At 72.4% G+C, this 26,407-nt stretch carries 23 protein-coding genes; 17 read left to right on the plus strand and 6 right to left on the minus strand.

The genetic code is table 11. From position 1 onward, the window contains the following. The first annotated feature begins 33 nt into the window (after nt 1-33). From OG982_RS20005 to nudC, 3 genes are all read left to right on the plus strand, one after another. On the plus strand, nt 34-3,792 hold the full coding sequence (locus OG982_RS20005; RefSeq protein WP_266784846.1) for a UvrD-helicase domain-containing protein: 3,759 nt from the start codon (nt 34-36) through the stop codon (nt 3,790-3,792). 10 nt (nt 3,793-3,802) lie between these two features. Continuing rightward, nucleotides 3,803-5,209: a dipeptidase gene (locus tag OG982_RS20010; RefSeq protein ID WP_266784844.1), complete on the plus strand. Its 1,407-nt coding sequence runs from the start codon at nt 3,803-3,805 to the stop codon at nt 5,207-5,209. Between the two features lie 80 nt (nt 5,210-5,289). Then, nucleotides 5,290-6,225 carry an NAD(+) diphosphatase gene (nudC, locus tag OG982_RS20015; RefSeq protein ID WP_266784842.1) on the plus strand — a complete coding sequence of 312 codons (936 nt, stop codon included), beginning with the start codon at nt 5,290-5,292 and terminating at the stop codon, nt 6,223-6,225. Between the two features lie 86 nt (nt 6,226-6,311). Here the strand turns inward: nudC and OG982_RS20020 are convergent, their stop codons facing one another. Then, on the minus strand, nt 6,312-6,572 hold the full coding sequence (locus tag OG982_RS20020; protein ID WP_008741472.1) for a mycoredoxin: 261 nt from the start codon (nt 6,570-6,572) through the stop codon (nt 6,312-6,314). Between the two features lie 156 nt (nt 6,573-6,728). Here OG982_RS20020 and OG982_RS20025 point away from each other — a divergent pair, with 156 nt between their 5' ends. The 5 genes from OG982_RS20025 (at nt 6,729) to OG982_RS20045 (ending at nt 10,592) form a co-directional block, all read left to right on the plus strand. Next, nucleotides 6,729-8,894, plus strand: coding sequence for an ATP-dependent DNA helicase UvrD2 (locus OG982_RS20025; RefSeq protein WP_266784839.1), 2,166 nt, complete (start codon nt 6,729-6,731; stop codon nt 8,892-8,894). 181 nt (nt 8,895-9,075) lie between these two features. After that, on the plus strand, nt 9,076-9,405 hold the full coding sequence (locus tag OG982_RS20030; RefSeq protein WP_266791835.1) for a hypothetical protein: 330 nt from the start codon (nt 9,076-9,078) through the stop codon (nt 9,403-9,405). A gap of 182 nt (nt 9,406-9,587) precedes the next feature. After that, complete coding sequence (locus OG982_RS20035; protein ID WP_266784801.1) at nt 9,588-9,956, plus strand: WhiB family transcriptional regulator; 369 nt, start codon at nt 9,588-9,590, stop codon at nt 9,954-9,956. Continuing rightward, nucleotides 9,953-10,285 carry a hypothetical protein gene (locus OG982_RS20040; RefSeq protein ID WP_266784799.1) on the plus strand — a complete coding sequence of 111 codons (333 nt, stop codon included), beginning with the start codon at nt 9,953-9,955 and terminating at the stop codon, nt 10,283-10,285. Before OG982_RS20035 ends, OG982_RS20040 begins: the two co-directional genes overlap by 4 nt. Before the next feature lie 100 nt (nt 10,286-10,385). Then, nucleotides 10,386-10,592, plus strand: a complete 207-nt coding sequence (locus tag OG982_RS20045) for a hypothetical protein (RefSeq protein ID WP_266784797.1) — start codon at nt 10,386-10,388, stop codon at nt 10,590-10,592. A gap of 16 nt (nt 10,593-10,608) precedes the next feature. Here the strand turns inward: OG982_RS20045 and OG982_RS20050 are convergent, their stop codons facing one another. Then, a complete protein-coding gene (locus OG982_RS20050) occupies nt 10,609-11,937 on the minus strand; it encodes an AarF/ABC1/UbiB kinase family protein (protein ID WP_266948997.1) in 1,329 nt (442 codons plus the stop codon). Nucleotides 11,938-12,011: 74 nt separating this feature from the next. Beyond that, nucleotides 12,012-13,154 carry a ThiF family adenylyltransferase gene (locus tag OG982_RS20055; protein WP_266784793.1) on the minus strand — a complete coding sequence of 381 codons (1,143 nt, stop codon included), beginning with the start codon at nt 13,152-13,154 and terminating at the stop codon, nt 12,012-12,014. Nucleotides 13,155-13,376: 222 nt separating this feature from the next. Between OG982_RS20055 and OG982_RS20060 the strand changes: the two genes are divergently transcribed. The 4 genes from OG982_RS20060 (at nt 13,377) to OG982_RS20075 (ending at nt 17,205) form a co-directional block, all read left to right on the plus strand. After that, nucleotides 13,377-13,916 carry a M48 family metallopeptidase gene (locus OG982_RS20060; protein ID WP_266784791.1) on the plus strand — a complete coding sequence of 180 codons (540 nt, stop codon included), beginning with the start codon at nt 13,377-13,379 and terminating at the stop codon, nt 13,914-13,916. Between the two features lie 117 nt (nt 13,917-14,033). Continuing rightward, entirely contained in the window at nt 14,034-15,731 is a 1,698-nt protein-coding gene (locus OG982_RS20065) for a TerD family protein (protein WP_266784789.1), read from the plus strand. Nucleotides 15,732-15,751: 20 nt separating this feature from the next. Continuing rightward, nucleotides 15,752-16,432, plus strand: a complete 681-nt coding sequence (locus OG982_RS20070; protein WP_266791833.1) for an AIM24 family protein — start codon at nt 15,752-15,754, stop codon at nt 16,430-16,432. Between the two features lie 17 nt (nt 16,433-16,449). Beyond that, a complete protein-coding gene (locus OG982_RS20075; RefSeq protein ID WP_266784787.1) occupies nt 16,450-17,205 on the plus strand; it encodes an AIM24 family protein in 756 nt (251 codons plus the stop codon). 100 nt (nt 17,206-17,305) lie between these two features. Here OG982_RS20075 and OG982_RS20080 read toward each other — a convergent pair whose 3' ends face one another. Both OG982_RS20080 and OG982_RS20085 read right to left on the minus strand, forming a co-directional pair. Then, on the minus strand, nt 17,306-17,842 hold the full coding sequence (locus OG982_RS20080; protein ID WP_266784785.1) for an NUDIX hydrolase: 537 nt from the start codon (nt 17,840-17,842) through the stop codon (nt 17,306-17,308). Next, nucleotides 17,839-19,257 carry a zinc-dependent metalloprotease gene (locus OG982_RS20085; protein WP_266784783.1) on the minus strand — a complete coding sequence of 473 codons (1,419 nt, stop codon included), beginning with the start codon at nt 19,255-19,257 and terminating at the stop codon, nt 17,839-17,841. The genes OG982_RS20080 and OG982_RS20085 overlap by 4 nt, the downstream gene beginning before the upstream one ends. A gap of 268 nt (nt 19,258-19,525) precedes the next feature. On the opposite strand from OG982_RS20085, the gene OG982_RS20090 reads away from it, so the two are divergent. The 4 genes from OG982_RS20090 to OG982_RS20105 all read left to right on the plus strand — a co-directional run bounded on the left by OG982_RS20090 (nt 19,526) and on the right by OG982_RS20105 (nt 22,808). Further along, nucleotides 19,526-20,647 carry an SDR family oxidoreductase gene (locus OG982_RS20090; protein ID WP_266791831.1) on the plus strand — a complete coding sequence of 374 codons (1,122 nt, stop codon included), beginning with the start codon at nt 19,526-19,528 and terminating at the stop codon, nt 20,645-20,647. Between the two features lie 127 nt (nt 20,648-20,774). Further along, the gene (locus tag OG982_RS20095) at nt 20,775-21,236 is read left to right on the plus strand and encodes a molybdenum cofactor biosynthesis protein MoaE (protein WP_266948999.1); all 462 of its coding nucleotides are present in this window, start codon (nt 20,775-20,777) and stop codon (nt 21,234-21,236) included. A 157-nt stretch (nt 21,237-21,393) separates the two neighbouring features. Then, entirely contained in the window at nt 21,394-21,591 is a 198-nt protein-coding gene (locus OG982_RS20100; RefSeq protein WP_266784779.1) for a hypothetical protein, read from the plus strand. Nucleotides 21,592-21,719: 128 nt separating this feature from the next. After that, nucleotides 21,720-22,808 carry a PDZ domain-containing protein gene (locus OG982_RS20105; protein ID WP_266784777.1) on the plus strand — a complete coding sequence of 363 codons (1,089 nt, stop codon included), beginning with the start codon at nt 21,720-21,722 and terminating at the stop codon, nt 22,806-22,808. Between the two features lie 17 nt (nt 22,809-22,825). Here OG982_RS20105 and OG982_RS20110 read toward each other — a convergent pair whose 3' ends face one another. Continuing rightward, a complete protein-coding gene (locus OG982_RS20110; RefSeq protein ID WP_266784775.1) occupies nt 22,826-23,395 on the minus strand; it encodes a PPA1309 family protein in 570 nt (189 codons plus the stop codon). Between the two features lie 132 nt (nt 23,396-23,527). Here OG982_RS20110 and OG982_RS20115 point away from each other — a divergent pair, with 132 nt between their 5' ends. Continuing rightward, a complete protein-coding gene (locus OG982_RS20115; RefSeq protein ID WP_266791829.1) occupies nt 23,528-26,407 on the plus strand; it encodes a UPF0182 family protein in 2,880 nt (959 codons plus the stop codon).

Here is a 26,407-nt window from a genome sequence, read left to right on the forward strand (position 1 = left end):
GGGAGTGTCAGTCGCTCGGGCTAGCCTCTTCACGTGTCCGCGCGTCCGTCCGTCCTCACCGACCCCGAGCAGCTCAAAGAGCTCCTCGGCATCCCTTTCACGCCCGAGCAGATGGCCTGTGTCACCGCCCCCGCCGCCCCGCAGGTGATCGTCGCGGGCGCCGGCTCCGGCAAGACCACCGTCATGGCCGCCCGCGTCGTCTGGCTGGTCGGCACCGGCGCCGTCGCCCCCGAGCAGGTCCTCGGCCTGACCTTCACCAACAAGGCCGCCGGTGAGCTCGCCGAGCGCGTCCGCAAGGCCCTCGCGCGGGCCGGCATCACCGACCCGGACCCTTCGCCGGCCGAGGCCGACGCGGCCGGCGGCGAGCCGCGCATCTCCACGTACCACGCCTTCGCCGGTCAGCTCCTCAAGGACCACGGCATGCGCATCGGCCTGGAGCCCAGCGCCCGGCTGCTCGCCGACGCCACCCGCTTCCAGCTCGCCGCCCGTGTGCTGCGCGAGGCCCCCGGCCCGTACCCGTCGCTGACCAAGTCGATCCCCGACCTCGTCAGCGACCTGCTCGCGCTTGACGCGGAACTCTCCGAGCACCTGGTCACGACCGAGGACCTGCGCGCGTACGACACCGGCCTGCTGGACGTGCTGGCCGGCACCAAGCTCGGCAACGAGGACCTGCGCAAGGTCCCCGAGGCGGTGCGCGGCCGCCTCGAACTGGTCGAGCTCGTCGCGCGCTACCGCGCCGCCAAGCGCTCCCGCGACCTGCTCGACTTCAGCGACCAGATAGCCCTCTCCGCGCGGCTGGCCACCACCCGGCCCGAGGTGGGGGCGCTGCTGCGCGAGGAGTTCCGGGTGGTCCTGCTCGACGAGTACCAGGACACCTCCGTCGCGCAGCGGCTGCTGCTGTCCGGCCTCTTCGGTGCGGGCACCGGGCACGCGGTGACCGCCGTCGGCGACCCCTGCCAGGCGATCTACGGCTGGCGGGGGGCCTCCGTGGCCAACCTGGACGACTTCCCCGAGCACTTCCCGCACGGTGACGGCAGCCCCGCCACCCGCTTCTCGCTGAGCGAGAACCGGCGCAGCGGCGGCCGCCTGCTGGACCTGGCCAACGGCCTGGCCGCGCCGCTGCGGTCGATGCACGAGGGGGTCGAGGCGCTGCGCCCGGCGCCGGGGGAGGAGCTGGCCGGCTCGGTGCGGTGTGCGCTGCTGCCCACGCACGCGCAGGAGCTGGAGTGGCTCGCGGACTCGGTGGCGCACCTGGTCCGCACCGGGACGGAGCCGAGCGAGATCGCGGTGCTGTGCCGGTCCGGCGGCGACTTCGCCCGGATCCAGGCCGTGCTGGTCGCCCGGGACGTGCCGGTCGAGGTGGTCGGTCTGTCCGGGCTGCTGCACCTGCCGGAGGTCGCCGACCTGGTCGCCGTCTGCGAGGTCCTCCAGGACCCGGGCGCCAACGCCTCGCTGGTCCGGCTGCTGATCGGGCCGCGCTGGCGGATCGGCGCCAGGGACCTCGCGCTGCTGGGCCGCCGGGCGCGGCAGCTGGTCGCCCGGGCGCCGGGCGAGGTGGACCCGGACGAGCGCCTCGCGGCGGCGGTCGAGGGGGTGGACCCGGTCGAGGTCGTCTCGCTCGCGGACGCGCTGGAGACGTTCCTGGACGGCGCGGGGCACTCCTCCGCCGCGCCCGTGGACGACCTGCCGTTCTCGGCGGAGGCCCGGGTCCGGTTCGCGCACCTCGCCCAGGAGCTGCGCGACCTGCGGCGTTCGCTCGCCGACCCGCTGATGGACGTACTGCACCGGGTGCTGGGCACGACCGGGCTGGACGTGGAGCTGTCGGCGTCCCCGCACGCCCTGGCGGCCCGCCGCCGCGAGACGCTGTCCGGCTTCCTGGACGTGGCGGCCGGCTTCGCCTCCCTGGACGGCGAGGCCTCGCTCCTGGCGTTCCTGGCGTTCCTGCGTACGGCGGCCCAGTACGAGAAGGGCCTGGACCACGCGCTGCCGGGCGGGGAGAACACGGTCAAGGTCCTCACCGCGCACAAGTCCAAGGGCCTGGAATGGGACGTGGTGGTGGTCCCGGACCTGTGCGCGGGCTCGTTCCCGAAGGAGAAGGCCCCGGAGGCCTGGACCTCGTACGCGAAGGTCCTGCCGTACGCGCTGCGCGGCGACGCGGAGACCCTGCCGGGGGATCCGGCGTGGACCTCGGCGGGCCTGAAGTCCTTCAAGGCGGCCCTGAAGTCCCACAAGGAGGTCGAGGAGCTCCGCCTCGGGTACGTGACGTTCACGCGCCCGCGCTCTCTCCTGCTGGCCTCGGGCCACTGGTGGGGCCCGACGCAGAAGAGGCGCCGGGGCCCGTCGGCGTTCCTGGACGCCCTGCGCCGCCACTGCGAGGCGGGCCACGGCGAGATCGAGGCCTGGGCGGACGAACCGGAGCCGGACGCGGTCAACCCGGCCCTGTCGACGCCCGAAACCCCGGACCACTCCTGGCCCCTCCCCCTGGACCCGACGTCCCTCGCCCTCCGCCGCCGGGCGGCCGCGCTGGTCGAATCCCACCTGGCCACCCCGCCTCCGGCGCAGCTCTCCTACCTCTGGCCCCCCGACTGCGAGGACCCGTCCTACGAGGACGCCCCCTGGCCGGAGGAGGACCCGTGGTCCCCACCCCCACCCGACGACCTCCCGTGGCCGGAGGCCCTCCCCGACCCACACGCCCAGCAGCCCCACCCCGCGGGCGGCGCAGCCGTGCCCGGGGCGCGTCCCGCCGACGGGCCCGTACCGCCCCCGGCCGGCGCCGACGCAGCCGTGCCCGGAGCCCCCGGCGGGGTCCGGGGCGGAGCCCCGGTTTCGGGAAGGGGCGGGCTGGGGGACCAGCCCTCCCCGCACGCGGACGCCCCCACACCGCGGGACGCCTCCTGGGCGGAGCCCGCCAGCGCCGCCTGGGCCGGCGACGAATCGTGGGCGGAGCCCACCGGCCCCGCCGCAGCGGGCGGTTTCGCCGGGGCGGAGCCCGTCGGCGCCGCCCGGGCAGGCGATGACCCCTGGGCGGAGCCCGCCGGGGGTGTGGACCCGGCGGAGTCGACCGGGCGGGTCACGTCCGAAGAGGCGCGGGCCATCGCCTCCTGGGACCGGGACCTCGACGCCCTGGAGGGCGAGCTCCGGCGAGCGAGGGCCGCCGTCCGCGACGTCCCGCTGCCCGCCGCCCTCTCCGCCAGCCAGCTCCTGCGCCTCGCCGCCGACGAACAGGCCTTCGCCCGCGACCTCGCCCGCCCCATGCCCCAGCCCCCCCAGCCCGCGGCGCGCCAAGGCACGCGCTTCCACGCCTGGGTGGAGTCCCGCTTCGACGAGCTCCCGCTCCCCCTCCTCGACGTCCTCGATCCCGAGACCGAGCTCCCCGGCTCCGACCAGGAGATCGCCGACGAGGCCGACCTCGCCTCCCTCAAGGCGGCCTTCGAGCGCAGCGCCTACGCCGAGCGGACCCCCCACCGCATGGAGGTCCCCGTCCAGCTCACCCTCGCCGGCCGCGTCATCCGCGGCCGGATCGACGCCGTCTACAAGAACCCCGACGGCACCGTCGAGATCGTCGACTGGAAGACCGGCCGCTCCACCGACGCCGACCCCCTCCAGCTCGCCGTCTACCGTCTGGCCTGGTCGGAGACCACCGGCACCCCCCTCGCCGACATCACCGCCGCCTTCCTCCACGTCCGCAGCGGCCGCGTGATCCGCCCGCGCGACCTCCCCGACCGGGCCCGTCTTGAGCGGATCCTCCAAGGCAAATCGGACGCGGACGGCGACCCTCAGGCGGACGGATAGGCTCGTGGCCATGAGCGAATTCCCGGCGGACAGCGTCGTCCGCACGTACATCGACACCCACCGCGCGGACTTCCTCGACGACCTCGTCGACTGGCTGCGCATCCCCTCCGTCTCGGCGCAGCCCGAGCACGCGGGCGACGTACGCCGCAGCGCCGAGTGGCTCGCCGGCAAGCTCAAGGAGACCGGCTTCCCGGTCGCCGAAGTCTGGGAGACCGACGGCGCCCCGGCCGTCTTCGCCGAGTGGCCCGCCGCCGACCCGGCCGCCCCCACCGTCCTCGTCTACGGGCACCACGACGTGCAGCCCGCCGCCCTCGCCGACGGCTGGCACACCGACCCGTTCGAGCCCGTCGTCCGGGACGGCCGGATGTACGGCCGCGGCGCCGCCGACGACAAGGGCCAGGTCTTCTTCCACACCCTCGGCGTCCGCGCGCACCTCGCCGCGACCGGCGCCGACGCCCCCGCCGTGCACCTCAAGCTGCTCGTCGAGGGCGAGGAGGAGTCGGGCTCCCCGCACTTCCGCGCCCTGGTCGAGCGCGAGGCGGAGCGCCTCGCCACCGACATCGTGATCGTCTCCGACACCGGCATGTGGTCCGAGACCACGCCCACCGTCTGCACCGGCATGCGCGGCGTCGCCGACTGCGAGATCGACCTCCACGGCCCGGACCAGGACATCCACTCCGGCGCCTTCGGCGGGGCCGTCCCCAACCCGGCCACCGTCGCCGCCCGCCTCGTCGCTGCCCTGCACGACGCCGACGAGCGCGTCACCATCCCCGGCTTCTACGACAACATCGCCGAGCTCACGGACGCCGAACGCGAGCTGATCGCCGAGCTGCCGTTCGACGAGGCCGAGTGGCTCCGTACGGCCAAGTCGCACGCCGCGTCCGGCGAGAAGGGCTACTCCACGCTGGAGCGCGTCTGGGCCCGCCCGACCGCCGAGGTCAACGGCATCGGCGGCGGCTACCAGGGCCCCGGCGGCAAGACCATCGTGCCCGCCTCCGCGCACCTGAAGCTCTCGTTCCGCCTGGTCTCCGGACAGGACCCCTACGAGGTCGAGGCGGCCGTCCGGGAGTGGGTCGCGGCCCGGATCCCCGCCGGAATCCGGCATTCCATCACCTTCGGCGCCCCCACCCGGCCCTGCCTGACCCCGCTGGACCACCCCGCCCTGCAGTCCGTCGTACGGGCCATGGGCCGCGCCTTCGGCCAGAAGGTCCGCTTCACCCGCGAGGGCGGCTCGGGGCCGGCGGCGGACCTCCAGGACGTCCTGGCCGCGCCCGTCCTCTTCCTCGGGATCTCCGTACCCTCCGACGGCTGGCACTCGCCGAACGAGAAGGTCGAGCTCGACCTGCTCCTCAAGGGCGTCGAGACGACCGCCTACCTCTGGGGAGACCTCGCCCGGAACTGGCCCGCCGCCCCCTGACCCCCGCGCCGCCCGGCGCTCCCGCGCACCCACGTCCGTACGCCTGCCTTGTCCCACCACCGGGGGAGTTGGAAGTACCTGTGAGCACCCATACCGAGCCCAAGCGCCCGATCTCGCTCGCCGCGCCCAGCGGAATCGACCGCGCCGCGCACCACCGCCTCGACGAGGCATGGCTCGCCGCCGCCTGGAGCCACCCCACGACCCGCGTGTTCGTCGTCTCCGGCGGCCAGGTCCTGATCGACGACACCCCCGACGGCGGCAGCGGGATCGTGATGACCCCCGCCTTCGAGGCCCCCGTCACCGAGACCCACCGCTACTTCCTGGGCACCGACGAGGACGGCGTACGGTACTTCGCGCTCCAGAAGGACGCCCTGCCGGGCCGCATGGACCAGTCGGCCCGCCCGGCCGGCCTGCGCGAGGCGGGGCTGCTGCTGTCCCCGCGTGACGCCGGGCTGATGGTGCACGCCGTCGCGCTGGAGAACTGGCAGCGGATGCACCGCTTCTGCTCCCGCTGCGGCGAGCGCACCGTCGTCGCGGCCGCCGGGCACATCCGGCGCTGCCCGGGCTGCGGCGCCGAGCACTACCCGCGCACCGACCCGGCCGTGATCATGCTGGTCACGGACGAGCACGACCGCGCGCTGCTGGGCCGCCAGGTGCACTGGCCCGAGGGCCGGTTCTCGACGCTGGCCGGCTTCGTGGAGCCGGGCGAGTCCATAGAGCAGTCGGTGATCCGCGAGGTGTGGGAGGAGGCGGGGGTCCGCGTCGGCGAGGTCGAGTACGTCGCCAGCCAGCCCTGGCCGTTCCCGTACAGCCTGATGCTGGGCTTCACGGCCCGCGCCGTCACCTCGGAGATCACGGTGGACGGCGAGGAGATCGAGGAGGCCCGCTGGTTCTCCCGCGAGGAACTGCGTGCCGCGATCGAGAGCGGCGAGGTGCTGCCCCCGGCGGGGATCTCGATCGCCGCGCGCCTCGTCGAGCTCTGGTACGGCGAACCGCTGCCGCGCCCGGCGGCGTAACGTTCGTCACACCGGCCCGATACGGCAGAAGGCCCCCGCCGCGTGGCGGGGGCCTTTCTGCGCGCGTACGGCGTCCCGGGGCCGGTTCAGACGGCGAGGGCCTGCTTGACCTGGGCCAGGCTCGGGTTGGTCATGACGGACTCGTTGCCGCCGACCGACTTCACGAGGACGGTCGGAACCGTCTGGTTGCCGCCGTTCGCCTGCTCCACGAACGCCGCGGACGCCGGGTCGAGCTCGATGTTGATCTCGTTGTACGCGATGCCTTCCCGGTCCAGCTGCTTCTTCAGCCGGTTGCAATAGCCGCACCAGGTCGTGCTGTACATCGTGACGGTGCCCGTGTCCTGCATGCTGCGCTCTCCTTCGTGGGGCCTCGGTGGTCCGAGTACTCGAACGTGCGGGACCGCCCCGCCATTCCCGCCCGCCGCGGCGCACCGGTACGACGGACAGGTGCCGCCTGTGGACAACTTTCTCGCCCGGCCCACCAGACCTGGCAGCATGGCGGGGTGACAGCAGCAACGCACTCCTCAGCTTTCCCCGCCGCCGCGGACTCGGCCGACGCGGTGCTCCTGGGCCTGGACCCGGAGCAGCGCGAGGTCGCGACGACCCTGCGCGGACCGGTGTGCGTGCTGGCCGGCGCCGGGACGGGCAAGACCCGCGCGATCACCCACCGCATCGCCTACGGCGTCCGCTCCGGCCAGCTGATGCCCGCCAGTGTGCTGGCCGTCACCTTCACCAACCGCGCCGCCGGCGAGATGCGCGGCCGGCTGCGCACCCTCGGCGCGGGCGGGGTCCAGGCCCGGACCTTCCACTCCGCCGCCCTGCGCCAGCTCCAGTACTTCTGGCCCAAGGCCATCGGCGGCGACGTGCCCCGCCTCGTCGAGCGCAAGATCCAGCTCGTCGCCGAGGCCGGCGCGCGCTGCCGCATCCGCCTCGACCGGGGTGAGCTGCGCGACGTCACCGGCGAGATCGAGTGGGCCAAGGTCACCCAGACCGTGCCCGCCGACTATCCGGCGGCCGCTCTCAAGGCCGGCCGCGAGGCCCCCCGCGACATGGCCGAGATCGCCCAGATCTACGGGACGTACGAACAGCTCAAGCGCGACCGGGGCATGATCGACTTCGAGGACGTGCTGCTCCTCACCGTCGGCATCCTCCAGGACCGGCACGACATCGCCGAGCAGATCCGCACCCAGTACCAGCACTTCGTGGTGGACGAGTACCAGGACGTCAGCCCCCTCCAGCAGCGCCTGCTGGAGCTGTGGCTCGGCGACCGCGACAGCCTCTGCGTCGTCGGCGACGCCAGCCAGACGATCTACTCCTTCACCGGCGCCACCCCCGATCACCTGCTGTCCTTCCGCACCCGGTACCCGCAGGCCACCGTGGTCAAGCTGATCCGCGACTACCGCTCCACCCCGCAGGTGGTGCACCTCGCCAACGGGCTGCTGGGCCAGGCCAAGGGCCGGGCCGCAGAGCACCGGCTGGAGCTGGTCTCGCAGCGCGAGCCCGGCCCCGACCCGGTCTACGCCGAGTACCCCGACGAGCCCGCCGAGGCCGAGGGCGTCGCCGCCCGGATCCGGGACCTGATCGCCGCCGGCGTCCCGGCCGGCGAGATCGCCGTCCTCTACCGCATCAACGCCCAGTCCGAGGTCTACGAACAGGCCCTCGCCGACGCCGGGGTCCCCTACCAGCTGCGCGGAGCCGAGCGGTTCTTCGAGCGCGCCGAGGTCCAGAAGGCGATCCTCGCCCTGCGCGGAGCCGCCCGCTCCGGCGGCAACGACCCGCTGCTCGACGACGTCGTGGAGCTCGGCTCCCAGGTCCGCGCCGTGCTCAGCTCCACCGGCTGGACCGCGCAGCCGCCGGCCGGCTCCGGCGCCGTCCGCGACCAGTGGGAATCCCTGGCCGCGCTCGTCCGCCTCGCCGAGGACTTCGCCCGGGCCCGGCCCGGCGCCACCCTGGCCGACCTCACCGTCGAGCTGGAGGAGCGCAAGGCCGCCCAGCACGCGCCGACCGTCCAGGGCGTCACCCTCGCCTCGCTGCACGCGGCGAAGGGCCTGGAGTGGGACGCCGTGTTCCTGGTCGGCCTCACCGACGGCATGATGCCGATCACGTACGCGAAGACCGACGAGCAGGTCGAGGAGGAGCGCCGGCTGCTCTACGTCGGCGTCACCCGGGCGCGGATCCACCTGACGCTCTCCTGGGGCCTCTCCCGGGCTCCGGGCGGCCGGGCCTCCCGACGCCCCAGCCGCTTCCTGAACGGCCTGCGACCGGGCTCCGCGGCCCCGGGCAGCCGGGCCGGCGGCGCGGCCGAGCGCGGGGTCCGGGCGCGCGGCCGCCGCGGGCCGGCGCTGTGCCGGGTCTGCGGCAAGACCCTGACCGAGGCCGGCGAGCTGAAGCTGATGCGCTGCGAGGAGTGCCCGTCCGACATGGACGAGGGCCTCTACGAGCGGCTGCGGGAGTGGCGCGCGGTCCAGTCGAAGGAGCAGGGGCTGCCCGCGTACTGCGTCTTCACGGACAAGACCCTGATGGCGATCGCGGAGGCCGCTCCGGCCGAGGCGGGCGAGCTCTCGATGATCTCGGGGGTGGGCGGTCGCAAGCTTGACCGGTACGGAGCCGACGTCCTGGCCATCTGCGCAGGTGGGGAGCCTGGGGGCGGGGAAGCTGACGACGCGTAGAAACTCGTCGGAAAAATAGTTTGCACATGCCCAGCGAATCCCCATAGGTTCTTAGCAACGGAAACGGTGGCTTCTCCGAAGCCCCTGATCCGTGCTGTACTTATCCGAATACGTATGGGACAGGCCCTCCGGGGCCGAGTCCCCGAGACGCCGAGAGGAGGCGAGACCAGTGACCAGCTTCATGACCTTCACCAAAATGACCGATCGCTCGGTTGCCGCCTCCTGCCTGCTCGGCTCCTCCGCTCTTCAGCTCTCGCTCCGGGGTACCGGTCTGTCTGCGATTTCCGCCGACAGCCGCGCCCTCCTGGCCGCCTCCGCGCTGCCGGCGAGTGAGCGCAATGAGCGACCGACCCAGGCACCGGTGGCAGTACTGGCCGAAGCACAGGCGCATGGCGCCTATGGCTTCGCGGCCGCAGCCGGTGCCGGATCCCAGACGAAGCAGACGACGAAGCAGCAGCACCACCTGATGTGGGCCTTCCGTGGGCTCGAACCCTGGAGTGATCCAGCCTGATCTCGATCAGGCCGGCGCCTTCAGGGCCGCGGAACCCCACCCGGGATCCGCGGCCCTTCTGTTTGTCCCCGAACAGGGACGGACGCACGAAGGGGCCTCGGGACTGGCAAGACCAGGTACCAGCCGACCCCGGCCGACCCCGGCCGGAACGACTAGACGACAAAGACGAGGAAGAAAACACCGTGCAACTCGAAGCGCACGCCCCGTCCGTACCGCAGACCCAGACTCTCTCCCCGCCCGCAGTCCCGGAGGACTCCACCTTGACCCCGCTCACCGCGCTCACCGCGCTCGACGACGCCATCGAGAACCTCGGCGTTCCGGTTCCCTGCCGCACCTTCGACCCCGAGGTCTTCTTCGCCGAGTCCCCGGCCGACGTCGAGTACGCCAAGTCGCTCTGCCGCACCTGCCCGCTCGTCGAGGCCTGCCTCGCCGGCGCCGTCGAGCGCCGCGAGCCCTGGGGCGTCTGGGGTGGCGAGCTCTTCGTCCAGGGAGTCGTCGTGGCCCGCAAGCGGCCGCGTGGCCGTCCGCGCAAGAACCCGGTCTCGGCATGAACGCCATCGGAACCATCGACCGCCCCCTGACGCACGACCCCTTGAAGCAGGCCCTCATGACCCCCTACGCCACCACGAGCGAGCAGCCGCACGGCTCCGCCACCGCAGACTTCATCACCGCAGGCGCGATCACCTCGCGTCAGAACAGGACCCGCGAAATGCAACTCATCCCAGAAGCCATGGCTCGTGCCCATATGGACGACCGCATGCGTGAGGCGGACGCCGAGCGTCACGCCCTGCGCCTGGTCGCCGCGCGCCGCATGCAGCGGCGAGCCGAGCGCGTCTCCATGCGCGCCCGGCGCGCGCTCGCCATGGCGGTCATGCAGTAAGAGCCGGCAGCGGCTCACCCGGGGGGACCGGTCCGAAGGGACCGGTCCCCCCGGTGCGTTGCGCAGGGCGCTCCGGCCCCCGCGGGGATATCGTCTGGAGGTGGACCAGCCGACTCCCCACCCCACCCCGTCGGGGCATCAGGCCCAGCCCGTCGTCTGCGCGCGCTGCGGCACACAGTCCCCTGACGGCGCCCCGCCCACCTGGACTTGCTCCGTGGAGAACGGGACCAGACAGTACTTCTGCGTCGACTGCGCGCGCGCCAACCTCCGGGCGATCGAGGGCCGCCTCGACTCCTCCTGGTGGTGACGGGCCCGCCACCCGCTCAGTCCTCCGGCAGGAACCCCGGGAGCCACTCCTCCAGTTCGTCCCGCAGCCGCACGGTCGCCCCGAGCTGGCACAGCACGCCGATGGTGCTCAGCGTCACCCGGTGGATCAGCAGGTACGAGGGCGGCAGATTGATCTGACGGCCCAACTGGTGCGCGGGGGAGCGGGGATCCCCGATCCGCGCCGCCTGACCGCGCAGCCACGGCCGGGTGAAGGTGAACTCCTCCGCCTCGGCGGGCTCGATGATCGGCTTCAGGTAGTCCAGCACCGCCCCGGGATCCAGCTCGATGCTCTCCCTGACGAACCCCTCGGCGCGCAGGTGCCCGTAAACCCCCTCGGCGTCGCCGTCCAGCGTCATCCGCAGCGACCTGCCGATGGGCCTCGGCCACCCGCCCGGCAGCCGGTCGACCGTGCCGAAGTCCAGCACGCCCAGCCGCATCCGCCCGTCGGCACCGGATATCAGCCGGAAGTTGCCCGGATGCGGATCGGCGTGCAGCAGCCCGGTGCGCGCGGGTCCCGAGAAGAGGAACCGGGCCAGCAGCTGGCCCGCGCGGTCGCGCTCCTGCGGTGTGCCGTCGGCTATCACCTCCGACAGCGGGGTCCCCTCCATCCACTCGCTGACCAGGACCTGCTCGCCCTGGTGCACGACATCCGGCACGACCACGTCGGCGTCGTCCGCGAAGGCGTCCGCGTGGCTGCGCTGCGCTTCCGCCTCCAGCTCGTAGTCCAACTCCTCGGAGACCCGGTCGCGCAGTTCCTTGATCAGCGGCTTGATGTCCATGCCCGGGACCAGCGGCCCCAGCAGCCCGGCGAACCGGCTCAGCTGCTTGAGGTCCGACAGCAGCGCCTCTCCGGCGCCCGGGTACTGGATCTTGACCGCGACCTGGCGGCCGTCGTGCCACACCGCCCGGTGCACCTGCCCGATCGAGGCGGCCGCGGCCGGCTTCTCCTCGAACTCCTCGAACAGGTCCCGCCAGTCCTCGCCGAGCCGCTCGGCCAGCACCTGCCGCACCGTCCCCGCCGGCAGCGGCGGGGCCGCCTCCTGGAGCTTGGTCAGCGCCGCCCGGTACGGTCCGGCGATCTCCTCGGGCAGTGCCGACTCGAAGACCGACAGGGCCTGCCCGAACTTCATGGCACCGCCCTTGAGTTCACCGAGGGTGCGGAACAGCTGCTCGGCGGTGCGCTGCTGGAGCTCGCGCGCCACTATCTCCGCCGACTTGCCCCCGATGCGCTTGCCCAGCCCCCAGGTGGCCCGGCCGGCGAAACCGAGCGGCAGCGCGGCCAGCTTGACCGTGCGGGTGACCGCTTTCCGGGGAAGATCAGACACAACGCCCCTCCAGTTCGCAGACAGCTGTGCCGCAAGCGGCAGTTCGAGGTGACTCCCGGACGACAAGCATCGTGTCATGGCGCCCTCCCGGAGCCCGAGGCCGATCCCGACTCCGCCGCTTGCGCCGCGCCGGCGGCCGCGTCGGCCGCCGCGCACGGGCACTGCGGGTGGGCGCGGACCGGCGAGGGCTGCCAGTGCAGGGCGGGGAGGGAGGCCTCCCAGCGGGTGCCGGTCGAGGCGGGCAGCTCCCCGTCGAGGAAGGACAGGGCATGTGCCGCGGCCAGCCCCGCCACCGACGTGGAAAGGCCCAGGTCACATGCGGCCGCGGTGCGGCGGCGGTGCGCCGAGCGCCACTGGACCAGCATCCGGGGCCAGGCCGGGTCCCGGCCGACCCGGTCGCGCTCCATGCACCCCGCGCACGCCGTGGCACCCGGGAGCACCAGCGGGCCCACCAGGCCGGTGCCCTCCAGCACCCCCGCGTACAGATGCGGGGTGCCCGCGGCGATCCAGTCGGCCGCGACGCCCGGATCCGGGGCCCAGGCGTGCAGCCCGTCCCGGGGCGCGACCACCACCAGGGCCGGCCCCGGCTCCGGGCCCCCGCACTCGCCGGCCCGCGGCGCCCGTCCCGGGGCCGACTCCCGCACCAGCGCCCCCGCCGCCTCGGCCCGCAGCCGGCCGACGCTGCCCGGTCCCAGCCCGCCCGGCGCCACGTCGGCCGCCTCCACCCGGCCCCCGTCCAGCACGTCGACCCGGCCGACCCCCGCTCCCGCCAGGACGGCGGCGATCACGGCGCCCACCCGGCCGCTGCCGCGCACCTGCACCCGTAAGGCCCGGCGGGCCGCGATCCCCCTGAGGTCCCCGCCGGGCTCCGGACGCACCAGCGACAGCGACGCCAGGTCCGGCCCCAGCCGCTCCAGCGTCTCCGGCCGGCGCCGCACGGCCTGGGCCCGCGGACCGCCCGCCGTGGCGTCGTCGAGCAGCCCGGCTCCCGCCAGCCGCCGCACCAACTCCGCCACCTGCCCTTCCGGAAGTCCCATCCCCGCGGCCTCCGACCGCAGCAGCTCCATCCCCCGCGTGCCGTCGATCCGGTCGATCAGCGAGCCCGTCGCCGTGTCCACCGGACCGAGCACCACCGCGTGGGCGGGCGTCACCCCGAATTGCACCGTCTGCAGATCCCGCCAGGCCCGGGCGAGCGCCGGCTTCACTTTCGGATACATCGCACTTCCCCCTCGTACGAGTGCGGCTGACCGCCGCGCCCAATTGCTCGTCCTCGCAGCGTGCCCGCCCGCCGCATTCGGTGCGGGAATTTGTCCACAGGCAAGGGGTATTAGGCATATGAGATGGAGAAAAAGGGTGTTTCCCGTGCGGGCGATGAATCGATCATGCTTGAAGCCCGCACGGGCGGGACTTCCGCGGCGACGACCGGGTACCTTCGTGGCGTGTCCGCCGACCCATCGCAGCGCGCCGTCGAAGTCCGCCGGAGCGCGCGCCGCCGCAGGACCGTATCCGCCTACCGTGAGGGTGACCGGACGGTCGTCCTGATCCCTGCCCGGATGTCCGAGGCGGAGGAGCAGCGCTGGGTGGGCGTCATGCTCGACAAACTGGCGGCCCAGGAGAGCAAACGCACCCTCGGCGACGCGGAACTCACCGAGCGGGCGGAGCGTTTGTCGGAGCAGTACTTCAGCGGCCGCGCCCGCCCCCGCTCGGTGCGCTGGGTCACCAACCAGAACACCCGCTGGGGCTCCTGCACCCCCGCCGAAGGCAGCATCCGGCTCTCGCACCGCCTCCAGGGCATGCCGGAGTACGTCGTCGACTACGTGCTGCTGCACGAGCTCGCCCACCTCCTCGTGCCCGGTCACGGCCCGCGTTTCTGGGAGCTGCTGGAGGCCTACCCGCGCACCGAGCGGGCCCGCGGCTACCTGGAGGGAGTGGTCGCCGCCGAGCGCCTGCCCAAGGTGCCCGCCGCCCGGGAGGAATGACCTCACGTCACGCAACGTGATGTGTACCGGGTCGGTACCGACTTGGCCGGATGTCGGCAGGAGCCGTTAGCCTGGGCGGCACGTATTCACAGTCGGGATGGGGGACGGTCGTTACGTATGGCCAGGGAATTCCAACGAGGTCACAAGGCCAAGATCAGCGATCTGACGGCGGGCACCGACCTGTACGTGGGCGTGTCGATCACCGGGCCCGGACTCGCCTTCGATATCAGCTGTTTCGGGCTCGACGCGAATGAGCAGCTGTCGGACGACCGTTACTTCGTCTTCTACAACCAGCCGAAGTCTCCGGAAGAGTCCATTCAGCAGCTCGGCGCGCAGGCCGGCGACAGCGAATCCTTCCGGGTGACCCTCGACCGGATTCCGGCGGGCATTCACCGGCTGTCCTTCACCGCGTCGATCGACGGCGCCGGCCAGATGTCGCAGATCGGCCCGGGCTACATCCGGATCGTGGCCGGCGGCGAGGAAGTCGTCCGCTACTCCTTCACGGGCGCGGAGTTCAGCACCGAGCGCGCGCTGATGATCGGCGACTTCTACCTCAAGGACGTGTGGCGCTTCGCCGCCGTCGGCCAGGGCTTCGACGGCGGACTCGCCGCGCTCCTGAAGAACTTCGGCGGCGAGGTCGCCGAGGAGGCGGAGCCGGAGCAGCAGGTCCCGGCCCAGGCCGCCGGCGCGCCCGGGTTCGCCCCGCCGCCGCAGGCCGCCGCCCCGGCGCCCGCGCCCGCCTTCGGCGCCCCCGCCCAGGCACCCGCACCCGCCCCGGCGGCCCCCGCGCCGGCGTTCGGCAGCCCGCCGCAGCCCGCCGCCCCGCAGCAGCAGCCGGTGCACTCGGCCCCCACCATGGTCGGGCCGCTCACCACGCCGCCCGCCGCCCCGTACGGCCAGCCGCCCCACCCCCCGCAGCAGCCCGGACCCCCTTCGTACGGGCAGGTCCCGGGCCGGCAGCCCGGTTACGGCGGCCAGGTGCCCCCGCCCGCCCCGGCCCCCGCGCCCTACGGGCAGCAGCCCTCGTACGGCCAGGTCCCGGGCCAGGCTCCCGGCCAGGTCCCCGGCCAGCAGCCGCCCGCGTACGGCCAGCAGCCCGGCTACGGCGGCCAGCAGCAGCCCCCGTACGGTCAGCAGCCCCAGCACGCCGCCGGAGCCGGCCTCGCCGCCGCCCTCCAGCCGTACAAGGAAGCCCCCACCGGCGCCCGCTGGACCCCGCAGAACCAGCAGCTCATGCGGGTAGACCTCGCGATGGGCGGCCAGGCCGTCCTCGCCCGCCAGGGCAGCATGGTCCTGTACCAGGGCAAGGTCGACTTCAGCTACAAGGGCGCGGGCTTCGCCGGCCGCATCGTCGGCAACGCCACCGGCCAGGAGATGCAGCTGATGCGCTGCACCGGCCGCGGCCAGGTCTTCCTCGCCGAGACCGGCGCCCACCTGCACGCCATCGAGCTCCAGGGCGACGGGATCTGCGTCTCCGCCGAGAACGTGCTCGCCTTCGACGAGTCGCTCCAGCACGAGGTCCGCCGCATCGAGGGCCACGGCATCCCGGGCGGCGCCCTGTTCACCATGCAGTTCCAGGGCTCCGGCACGGTGATCGTCAAGACGCAGGGCGTGCCCGTAGTCCTGCCCGTCACCCCGACGACCTTCGCCGACAGCAACGCCATCGTCGCCTGGTCCGCCGCCTCGCAGGTGATCATCTCCAGCCAGGTCCGGCTGCGGCGCAACGCCTACCCCGGCCACAGCGGGGAGACCGTGAACCTCCAGTTCCGCGGCGCGCCCGGCAACTTCATCGTCGTCCAGCCGTACGAGGTCTGAGGGAGCCCGTCATGAACGCAATGAACCAGCAGCTCGCGGGCTACGCCCCGACCCCCGTCACGGCCCGCATGGAGAACCACGGCCGGGCCATGCTCAAGGTCGCCATGCAGAGCGGCCAGGACCTCTTCGCGCGCACCGGCTCGATGGTCGCGTACGAGGGCTTCGTCCAGTACGAGCCGAACCCGCCCGCCGTCCGCCAGATGGCCTCGCAGTGGCTCACCGGCGAAGGCGCACCGCTGATGAAGTGCACCGGAGACGGCCTGCTCTACCTGGCCGACTACGGCGCGGACGTCGTCGTCATCAACCTGAACAACGACGCGCTGTCCGTCAACGGCACCAACGTGCTCGCCTTCGACGCGCACCTCCAGTGGGGCGTCGAGCGCGTCAAGGGCATGGCCAAGTTCGCCGGCCAGGGCCTGTTCAACGTGCAGATCGCCGGCACCGGCTGGGTCGCCATCACCTCCCGCGGCACCCCGATCGTGGTCGACTGCGGCCGCGGCGAGGACGAGACGTACGTCGACCCGGACGCGCTCGTCGCCTGGTCGCCGAACCTCAAGGTCAAGGGCAAGCGCAGCTTCAAGGCCTCGTCGATGATCGGCCGGGGCAGCGGGGAGGCCTACCAGATGGCCTTCTCCGGCCAGGGCATCGTCGTCGTACAGCCCAGCGAGGACAGCACCGACCGGCTCCGGGCCCGGGGCTGAGGGGGAGAAGGCACATCATGCAGAGCTCACTTTTCGCCCATGCCGAGGCGCAGTCCCAGGAGCGGTACACCGTCCAGAACCCGCAGCTCCTGCGGGTCTCGCTGACCGGCTCCGACGACGTACTCGCCCGCAAGGGCGCGATGGTCGCCTACCAGGGCATCATCGACTTCGACGGCGAGTACCAGAGCGGCAACCAGCGAAACGCCCGCCGCCGCACCGGCGAGGGCCTCGACCTGATGCGCTGCTCCGGGCAGGGCACGGTCTACCTGGCCAACCTCGCCCAGTACGTGCACGTCGTCGACGTCGACCAGGACGGCCTGACGGTCGACAGCAGCTACGTCCTCGCCCTGGACTCCACCCTGCACACCGAGGTCATCGCGGTGGACAGCCAGTACGGGATCTCCGGGTCCGGCAAGTACCAGCTCAACATCTCCGGCCGCGGCAAGGTCGCCCTGATGACCTCCGGGCAGCCGCTGATGATGCAGGTCACGCCCGACAAGTACGTCAACGCCGACGCGGACGCGATCGTCGCCTGGTCGACCTCGCTCCGGGTGCAGATGCAGGCCCAGACGCACTCCACCGGCGTCTGGCGGCGACGCGGCAACACCGGCGAGGGCTGGGAGCTGAGCTTCCTCGGCACCGGCTACGCGCTGGTGCAGCCCAGCGAGGCGCTGCCGCCGCAGAACGCCCAGCTCGGCCAGGGCGTCGCCGCCCAGTTCGGCATGGGGCAGCACGGATCCCACGCCCAGAACCAGAACAACGCCTGGAACTGACGAACACCGATTCCTCTACGAGAACAGCTGGAAGGGGCGCTCCCGCCGATGCGGGGACGCCCCTTCCGTCCACTCCTCCGGCCTTCGCCGACCCGGTCCCTCAGAGCCTGGCCAGCGTCGCCTCCAGCAGCCGCACCACCGAGGTGTCGGCCACCTCGGCCACCTCCGCGTAGGCGAACCAGCGCAGGTCCAGCGACTCCTCGCTGATCTCCGCGACCGCGTCGGCCGGAGCCAGCGCCGCGTACTGCACGTCCAGGTGCCAGTTGCACGGGGCCGGGATCGGATGCCGGTCCAGCCGCACCGGCCCGCCCGGCAGCAGGCTCAGCCCGGACGCGATGCCCGACTCCTCGACGGCCTCGCGCAGCGCGGCCCCGGCCAGCGTCGCGTCATCGGGCTCGCAGTGCCCGCCCATCTGCAGCCAGATGCCGAGCTTCTTGTGCAGGGTCAGCAGCACCCGGCCGCGCGCCGGGTCGATGACCAGCGCGCTGCCCGTGACGTGCCCGGCCCGGCAGGGCTTGTAGACCCCGTCCGGATGCTCGGCGAGGTGCTCCAGGTAGACGTCCCGCAGGGTGCTCTGCTGCTCGTCTTGGCCCTCGTACTTCTCCAGGACCAGGACGGTGTCGTCGTAGAGGCTCACTTCTTCTCGTCGCCGTCCTCGTCGCGCTTCTGCGCGGCCTCGCCGAGCATCTTGTCGATCTCCGAGAAGTCGAGCTGCTCGCGGTGCACGAACCCGTCCGGGTCGTCCAGGTCGGAAGCCGTCGGCAGCATGTCCGGGTGCTCCCAGAGCCCGTCGCGGCCGTCCACGCCGCGCGCGTCGGTGAGCGAGGCCCACAGCCGCGAGGCGTCCCGCAGCCGGCGCGGCCGCAGCTCCAGGCCGATCAGGGTGGCGAAGGTCTGCTCCGCCGGGCCGCCCGAGGCGCGCCGCCTGCGCATCGTCTCGCGCATGGCGTCCGCCGAGCCCAGCCGCGGCTTGGCCGCCTCGTGCACGACCGCGTCCACCCAGCCCTCGACCAGCGCGAGCGCCGTCTCCAGGCGGGCCAGGGCGGCCTTCTGCTCCGGGGTGTCCTGCGGCTGGAACATGCCGCCCTGGAGCGCCTCCTGGAGCTGCTCCGGGTTCGACGGGTCGAGCTGGCCGACCACGTCCTCCAGCTTCGAGGTGTCGACCTTGATGCCGCGGGCGTAGCCCTCGACGGCGCCGAACAGGTGCGAGCGCAGCCACGGCACGTGCGCGAAGAGCCGGGCGTGCGCGGCCTCGCGCAGCGCCAGGTACAGCCGCACCTCCTCGGCGGGCACGCCGAGGTCCTTGCCGAAGCTCGCGATGTTCAGCGGCAGCAGCGCCGCCTTGCCCGCCGGACCGAGCGGCAGCCCGACGTCCGTCGAGCCGACGACCTCGCCCGCGAGCACGCCCACGGCCTGGCCGATCTGCTGGCCGAACATGGCGCCGCCCATGGAGCGCATCATGCCGAGCAGCGGGCCCGCCATGGCCTGCATCTCCTCGGGCAGCACGCCGCCCATGGCCGCGCCGACGCGCTCGGCGACCGGGTCGACGAGCTCCTTCCACACCGGCAGGGTCGCCTCGACCCACTCCGCGCGGCTCCACGCCACGGCGGTGGTGGCACCGGACGGCAGCGAGGTCACCCCGTCCAGCCAGTGGTCGGCCAGGCGGACGGCCTCCTCGACGGCGGACTTCTCGACGGCGCCGACGCTGGCGTCCTTCACGCCGTCCTGCGTGCCCTGGGCGACGGTCTGGCGGGCGATGTCCTTGGCCATGTCCCAGTTCACGGGACCGCCCTCGTAGCTGAGCATCTGGCCGAGCTGCTGGAAGGCGGCGCCGAGGTCGTTCGGGTTCATCGAGCCGAACATCGCGGCGAACGGGTTGTCCGCGCCGCCGGGGCCGCCGGGGCCGCCCGCGCCGCCCGGCAGCCCCATCCCCCCGGCGAAGCCGAACGGATTCGGGCCGCCCTGACCGCCCTGGTTGCCCTTCTTCTTGCCCTCGTCGCCGTTCTCCGGCTCCTCCGGCGGAAGGCCGAATCCGAATGGGGTGTCGCTCACGGGTTTCCTCGGCTCGTAGGGCCGCCGGCGGGTGCCGACGGGCAATGGTCCTGCAACACCACCCAGCGTAGACACCACACCCGCTTCGGGGCTCGGTGCTCCGCCGGGTCCTGGGCTGCGGCAGGATGGACATCACCTGGTAGGTACGCGTCACGGCGCGTCCCCTACTGAAGACAACCGCTGGAGACGCCTGGTGAGTTCCCCAGATCCGCATGCGTTGGACAAGCGCGGCCCGGACAAGCACGGCCACGGGCCGCACGACGCCGAAATCAGCCCTGAGCCCGGCGACGGCGCCCAGGTCGTTCGCCAGCCGCGAAATCCGGCCGGAGCGTCGCGGCGAGGCCCCGTCATCGCCGTCACGGGCGCCGCGGGCGGTGTCGGCGCTGCCCTGGTGAGCAGGCTGGTCGCCTCGGAGGAGGTCAAGGCGGTCGTCGCGATCGACGAGCGCCGGGGCGACTGTGCCGAGGCGCAGTGGCACGTCCTGGACGTACGGGACCCCGCGATCGCCGAGAAGCTGCGCGGCGCGGACGTGGTGGTCCACCTCGCGCTGGACCTCGACCTGGAGACGGACCCGGCGGCCCGTACGGCGTACAACGTGCGCGGGACCCAGACCGTCCTGACCGCCGCCGCGGCGGCAGGCGTGCACCGGGTCGTGCTGTGCACCTCGGCGATGGTCTACGGGGCCCTGCCGGACAACGACATCCCGCTCTCGGAGGACTCCGAGCTCCGCGCGACGGCCGAGGCGACCGGCCTGGCCGACCTCCTGGAGATCGAGCGGCTGGGCCGGCGGGCGCCGCGCGCGCACCCGGGCCTGAACGTCACGGTGATCCGCCCGGCGGTCCTGGTCGGAGGTACGGACACGGCGCTGACCCGGTACTTCGAGTCGCCCCGCCTGCTCGTGGTGGCCGGATCCCGGCCGACCTGGCAGTTCTGCCACGTGGAGGACCTGGTCAGCGCCCTGGAGTACGCGGCGCTGGAGAAGGTCGAGGGCGAGCTCGCGGTGGGCTGCGAGGGCTGGCTGGAGCAGGAGGAGGTCGAGGAGCTGAGCGGCATCCGCCGCATGGAGCTCCCGTCGGCGGTGGCGCTGGGCGCGGCCGCCCGGCTGCACCGGATCGGCCTGACCCCGTCCCCGGCCGGGGACCTCGCGTACACGATGCACCCGTGGGTGGTCAGCGTGAGCGGGCTGCACGCGGCCGGCTGGCGGCCCCGCTGGACGAACGAGGAGGTCCTGGCCGAGCTCCTCCAGGAGGTCGCGGGCCGCCACACGGTCGCCGGCCGCCGCCTGGGCCGCAAGGACGCCGCCACGGCCGCCGGTGCGGCGGGCGCCACGGTCGCGCTCCTCGGCGCCGCCGCAGCGGTCCGCCGGGCCCGCCGCCGCCGCGGCATCTGACCCGGCCGGGCGGGCCCGGCGCGCACTCGTACCCCGAAAAGTCTGTAGGAGGCTCCATAACCGCAGGTCGTACACCCGGTCGAATCGGCTATATCGCTGGATGAGACCGGTGGTGCACGATGGCTGTATGGCACCGCACTTCGACCACCCCGGCGAGCAGGCCGCCCAGGACCCCATCAGGCTGCTCGAAATCCGCGAGACCCCGCTCTCGCTCGACGAGGTCTTCCAGGCCGTGGGCGACGACTCGACGGGCGGTACGACGCTCTTCGTCGGCACGGTGCGCAACCACGACGGCGGGGCCGACGTCGACGCGCTCGGCTACTCGTGCCACCCCTCCGCCGAGGCGGAGATGCGCCGCGTCGCCGAGCGCGTCGTGGCGAAGTACCCGGTCCGCGCCCTGGCGGCCGTGCACCGGATCGGCGACCTGGCCGTCGGCGACCTGGCGGTCGTCGTCGCCGTGTCCTGCCCGCACCGCGGGGAGGCCTTCGAGGCGTGCCGGATGCTGATCGACGACCTCAAGCACGACGTGCCGATCTGGAAGCACCAGATGTTCTCCGACGGCACCGAGGAGTGGGTCGGGGCCTGCTGAGCCGCGGGGAGCCCCCGCCCGCGGGGTCTCCCCCGCAAGGGGGTACCGTCGCACCCGTTCGGCCGTGCAACACGCCCCCGATTTGCGTAACCCCTTCCCGGGCACGAGCGTTGAAGCCACCGACGACAGGTACTTTTCGGGGTAGGGAGGCAGGCCGATGGCGTCTCTGGCGTGGTTGCTGATTCCGCTTTTCGCCGCGATCGGAGCGGCGATATGGGGCAGCTGGGCGGCACGCGACCGCACGCAAGGTGACATATCCGAACTCGCGGGCTACGCACGCTTCCGTGAGGCCATGGACCGGGCGGACCGGTCCGAGGCATGGGGGAAGGCGCATTCCGGTTCCGACGCCGTCTGAGCGTCCCGGGTGCGCGCCGGTGAGAATCCGCTGAGAACGCGCGGAGCCCGCGCGTACGGAGCCCGTACGGAGCCCGTACGGACCGGCCCCACGGGCCGCCCGCCAGGGCCGTCCCGTACTGTCGATCCATGCCACGCCGCACTGCGACGATGCTCGCCTCCACCCTCATGCTGTTCGCGTTGCTCTGCGCAGGGGTGTTCTTCAAGGTCCCGTACTCCGAGATGAGCCCGGGTCCGACCGTGAACACCCTCGGGGACTCGCGCGGCGAGCCCGTACTGAGCATCTCGGGGCGCAAGACGTACCCCACCACCGGGCACCTCAACATGACCACGGTCCGCGTCACGGGCGCGGACTACGACATGAACCTGCTGGAAGCGGCGTACGGCTGGCTGGCCGGGGACAACATCGTCGTGCCGCACGACAACCTGTACCCGAACGGCAAGACGGACAAGGAATCCACGCAGGAGAACGCCGAGGAGTTCAGCCAGTCGCAGGAGAGCGCCAAGGTGGCGGCCCTCAAGCAGCTCGGCATCCCGGTGACCGCCCGCGTCGTCGTCTCCTCCGTCGTCAAGGCCAGCCCGTCCGAGGGCAAGCTGCACGCCGGCGACGTGATCCAGGCCGTGGACGGCACCCCGGTGAAGGAACCCGGCGACGTCGCCAAGCTGGTCACCAAGCACAAGCCCGGCGAGCCCGTCGAGTTCACGATCGTGCCCGCCGCCGAGGCGGCCGAGGCCGAGCGCGCGAACCGCGAGCCCGGCAGCCCGGACAAGGTCACGATCACCGCGGGCAAGGCGGAGGGCGACGGCCACGCCGTCGTCGGCATCAGGGCCGGGACCGACCACACCTTCCCGTTCACGGTCGACATCAAGCTCGCGGACGTCGGCGGACCGAGCGCCGGCCTGATGTTCGCCCTCGGCATCGTCGACAAGCTCACCCCCGAGGACCTGACCGGCGGGAAGTTCATCGCGGGTACGGGCACCATCGACGACGCGGGCAAGGTCGGCCCGATCGGCGGCATCCAGATGAAGACCATCGGCGCCCGCCAGGCCGGCGCCGAGTACTTCCTGACCCCGGCCGAGAACTGCGCCTCCGCCGCCTCGAACGTGCCGGACGGCCTCACCCTGGTGAAGGTCTCCACCATCGACGACGCCACGAAGGCGCTGGAGAAGATCAGCAAGGGGGACAAGGCAGGGCTGCCGCGCTGCGACAAGCCCTGACCGGCCCCCGTACTGCCCTACGAGAAGGTCGCGGCCAGCGCCTCCGCCAGCCCGGGCACCAGGCCCCCGCCGGTGAGGACCTCGGTCGAGGAGTCCTTCTCGCGCAGCCGGACGGCCGACTCGCGCGACCCGTCGCGCAGGACGGCCACGGTCAGCCGTACCTCCTGCCGCTCCGGGTGCCCGGCGACCCACTTCGCGAGCTGCTTGTCGGTCAGCCCCTCCGGCACGGAGGCCTCCGCCGACGGCGGCAGCATCAGCCGCTCCACCGTCAGCGCGCAGCCGGCGACCGACGGGGGCCACTGGATCGTGCCCAGGAACTTGTCGAGGGCGGTCCCGGCCGGCAGCTTGTCCTGCTCGATCGGGGTGAGGGAGGTCTTGCCGGTGTCGTCCTGGTCGAGGCCGAGCTGGCTCGCGAGGCGGGGCTCCTGCTTGCGGAGCTTCGCGGTGTCGACGAGGGCGAACAGCCGGGCGGGCTGGTCCCAGCCGAGGCCGGCCGCGTACTCGTCGATTTCGAGGCAGGCACGCGTGAGCGGACTGGCCGCCATGGGAGTGCCGGGGGAAGGCGAAACGTTGGACATGGACAACATCCTGCCTCCTTTCCGACGGATACCGGGAACTGACTAAAGCCTCAGTAAGTTCAATGAGTGGGCTCTACGATCGGGGGCCCCGTTGATTACCAGACCCAGCGACTTTCAGAGGTGCGCACCTTGGCTTTCCAGATGCCGGACCGCGGCGGAGGCCCTTCGGGGCCACGGATGAGAGTCGGCCGCCCCTCCCGGCGCGCCCGCACTCTACTGATGACCTTGGGCGTCCTGGCCGTCCTGGCCATGGCGTTCATCATGTTCGCGGGCTTCTGGACGGACTGGCTCTGGTTCCGTTCCGTCAAGTACTCCGTCGTGTTCACCACCACCCTGTGGACCAAGGTCGGCCTGTTCGCCGTCTTCGGCCTGCTGATGGCGGGTGCCGTGGGCTTCAACATCTGGCTGGCGTACCGGCTGCGGCCGCCGCTCAGCGCGATGTCGATGGAGCAGCAGAGCCTCGACCGCTACCGGATGAGCATCGCGCCGTACAAGAAGTGGCTGCTCCTGGGCATCGCCGCGCTCGTCGGCATGATCGCGGGCGCCTCGGCGGCGGGCCAGTGGAAGACCTGGCTGATGTACGTGAACGGGGTGCCCTTCGGCACGAAGGACCCCCAGTTCAACATGGACGTGTCGTTCTACACGTTCGACCTGCCCTGGTACCGCTTCCTGCTCGGCTTCGGCTTCGCGGCCGTCGTCCTGTCGGTGATCGCCGCCGCCGTCGTGCACTACCTGTACGGCGGACTGCGCGTGACCAGCCCGGGCGCCCGGGCCACCGCCGCCGCGACCGGGCACCTGTCGGTGCTGCTCGGCCTCTTCGTCACCTTCAAGGCGATCGCGTACTGGCTCGACCGGTACGGGCTCGCGGTGAAGTCGAGCGACTTCAAGGCCGCCGACAACTGGACCGGTCTGCGGTACGTCGACGCCAACGCGTACCTGCCGGCCAAGACGATCCTCGTCGCGATCGCCGCGATCTGCGCGGTGCTGTTCTTCGCGACGCTGTGGCGCCGCACCTGGCAGCTCCCCGTGATCGGTTTCGGCCTGATGGTGCTCTCGGCGATCCTGATCGGCGGGCTGTACCCGGCGATCGTGCAGAAGTTCCAGGTCCAGCCGAACGAGCAGGCCAAGGAATCGCCGTACGTCGAGAAGAACATCAAGGCGACGCGCGACGCCTACGGGATCGCCGGGTCCGAGGTCTCGGACTACCCGGGCGTTCCGCAGACGGACGACAAGGCCAAGCTGCGGCAGGCGGCCGACAGCACGGCCAGCGTCCGCCTCCTCGACCCGAACATCGTCTCCCCGGCCTTCCAGCAGCTCCAGCAGGTCAAGGGCTACTACGGCTTCCCGTCCACGCTCGCCGTGGACCGGTACAGCGGCCAGGACACGGTCATCGGGCTGCGCGAGCTGAACATCGGCGGCATCCCGAAGAACAACTGGATCAACGACCACTTCAAGTACACGCACGGCTACGGCGTGGTCGCGGCCAAGGGCACCACCGTCGGTGACCAGGGCGCCCCGGACTTCACCCAGTCCGACCTCCCCTCCAAGGGGATGTTCGGCACGGACTTCCAGCAGCGCATCTACTACGGCGAGCAGACGAAGCAGTACTCGATCGTCGGCGGGCCGCAGAAGGAGCTCGACTACTCCGACGACAACGGCGAGAAGGAGACGAGCTACCAGGGCAAGTCCGGCGTCAACCTGGACAACCCGGTCAACCGGGCCGCCTACGCGCTCGCCTTCAGCGAGCCGCAGATCCTGTACTCGGGCGCCATCGGCGAGGGCTCGCGGATCCTGTACAACCGCACGCCCAAGGAGCGCGTCGAGGCCGTCGCGCCGTGGCTGACCATCGACGGCGCGCCGTACCCGGCCGTCATCGACAAGAAGGTCGTCTGGATCGTCGACGCGTACACGACCACCAACGGCTACCCGTACGCCTCGCGCACCACGCTGGGCGACACGACCGCCGACTCGCTGACCAACAGCCAGCGCGCGGTGGTGGCGCAGGAGAACCAGGTCAACTACATCCGGAACTCGGTGAAGGCCACCGTCGACGCGTACGACGGCACGGTCAACCTGTACCAGTGGGACACCAAGGACCCGGTCCTGAAGACCTGGATGAAGGCGTTCCCGGGCACGGTGAAGCCCAAGGGCGACATCTCCAAGGCGCTCATGGACCACCTGCGCTACCCGCAGGACCTCTTCAAGGTCCAGCGCGAGCTGCTCACCCGGTACCACGTCACGGACCCGCAGACGTTCCTCAGCGGCAGTGAGGCCTGGGCCGTCCCGGACGACCCGACGGCCAAGGCGGGTACGGCGCTGCCGCCGTACTACCTGTCGATGAAGATGCCGGGCCAGAAGGAGAAGGGCCAGGTCTTCTCGCTCACCACGACGTTCACGCCGAACGAGCGGCCCAACCTGAGCGCCTACATGGCGGTCAACGCGGATCCGGGCACCCCGGACTACGGGAAGATCAGCATCCTGAAGCTGCCGACGAGCAAGCCGGTCGACGGTCCCAAGCAGGTGCAGAGCAAGTTCCAGTCCGAGCCGAAGATCGCCGAGTCCATCCGCCTGCTGCGCGGTGGCGACTCCGAGGTCGAGTACGGCAACCTGCTCGCCGTGCCGCTCGAAGGCGGGATGCTCTACGTCGAGCCGGTGTACGTGCGCAGCTCCGGGCTGAAGTACCCGCTGCTGCGCAAGGTGCTGGTGACCTACGGCGGCCAGACGGCCTTCGAGGACACCCTGGAGAAGGCGCTGAACGTGGTCTTCGGGGCCGAGGCACCGACGACGCCCGTGCCGCCGGAGCAGCCGCCGGGCGAGGGCACCGTCACTCCGCCGACCGCGCAGAACCCGACCGTCAAGGCGGCCCTGGACGACGCGGCGAAGGCCATCGACGCGGCCGAGAAGGCCCGTCAGGCCGGCGACTGGGCGGCCTTCGGCAAGGCCCAGGACGAGATCAAGGCGGCGCTCGAGCGGGCGATCGACGCGGAGGCGAAGGCGACGGCCCCCAAGACGGGCGGCTGA

It is taken from the genome of Streptomyces sp. NBC_01551 (assembly GCF_026339935.1).
Classification (GTDB): domain Bacteria; phylum Actinomycetota; class Actinomycetes; order Streptomycetales; family Streptomycetaceae; genus Streptomyces.

Coding starts and splice junctions, on each gene's coding strand:
- OG982_RS20010 (WP_266784844.1), top strand. CDS start 3,803: ATGAGCGAATTCCCGGCGGACAGCGTCGTCCGCACGTACATCGACACC.
- OG982_RS20020 (WP_008741472.1), bottom strand. CDS start 6,572: ATGCAGGACACGGGCACCGTCACGATGTACAGCACGACCTGGTGCGGC.
- OG982_RS20030 (WP_266791835.1), top strand. CDS start 9,076: ATGACCTTCACCAAAATGACCGATCGCTCGGTTGCCGCCTCCTGCCTG.
- OG982_RS20040 (WP_266784799.1), top strand. CDS start 9,953: ATGAACGCCATCGGAACCATCGACCGCCCCCTGACGCACGACCCCTTG.
- OG982_RS20055 (WP_266784793.1), bottom strand. CDS start 13,154: ATGTATCCGAAAGTGAAGCCGGCGCTCGCCCGGGCCTGGCGGGATCTG.
- OG982_RS20065 (WP_266784789.1), top strand. CDS start 14,034: ATGGCCAGGGAATTCCAACGAGGTCACAAGGCCAAGATCAGCGATCTG.
- OG982_RS20070 (WP_266791833.1), top strand. CDS start 15,752: ATGAACCAGCAGCTCGCGGGCTACGCCCCGACCCCCGTCACGGCCCGC.
- OG982_RS20075 (WP_266784787.1), top strand. CDS start 16,450: ATGCAGAGCTCACTTTTCGCCCATGCCGAGGCGCAGTCCCAGGAGCGG.
- OG982_RS20095 (WP_266948999.1), top strand. CDS start 20,775: ATGGCACCGCACTTCGACCACCCCGGCGAGCAGGCCGCCCAGGACCCC.
- OG982_RS20100 (WP_266784779.1), top strand. CDS start 21,394: ATGGCGTCTCTGGCGTGGTTGCTGATTCCGCTTTTCGCCGCGATCGGA.
- OG982_RS20105 (WP_266784777.1), top strand. CDS start 21,720: ATGCCACGCCGCACTGCGACGATGCTCGCCTCCACCCTCATGCTGTTC.
- OG982_RS20110 (WP_266784775.1), bottom strand. CDS start 23,395: ATGTTGTCCATGTCCAACGTTTCGCCTTCCCCCGGCACTCCCATGGCG.
- OG982_RS20115 (WP_266791829.1), top strand. CDS start 23,528: ATGCCGGACCGCGGCGGAGGCCCTTCGGGGCCACGGATGAGAGTCGGC.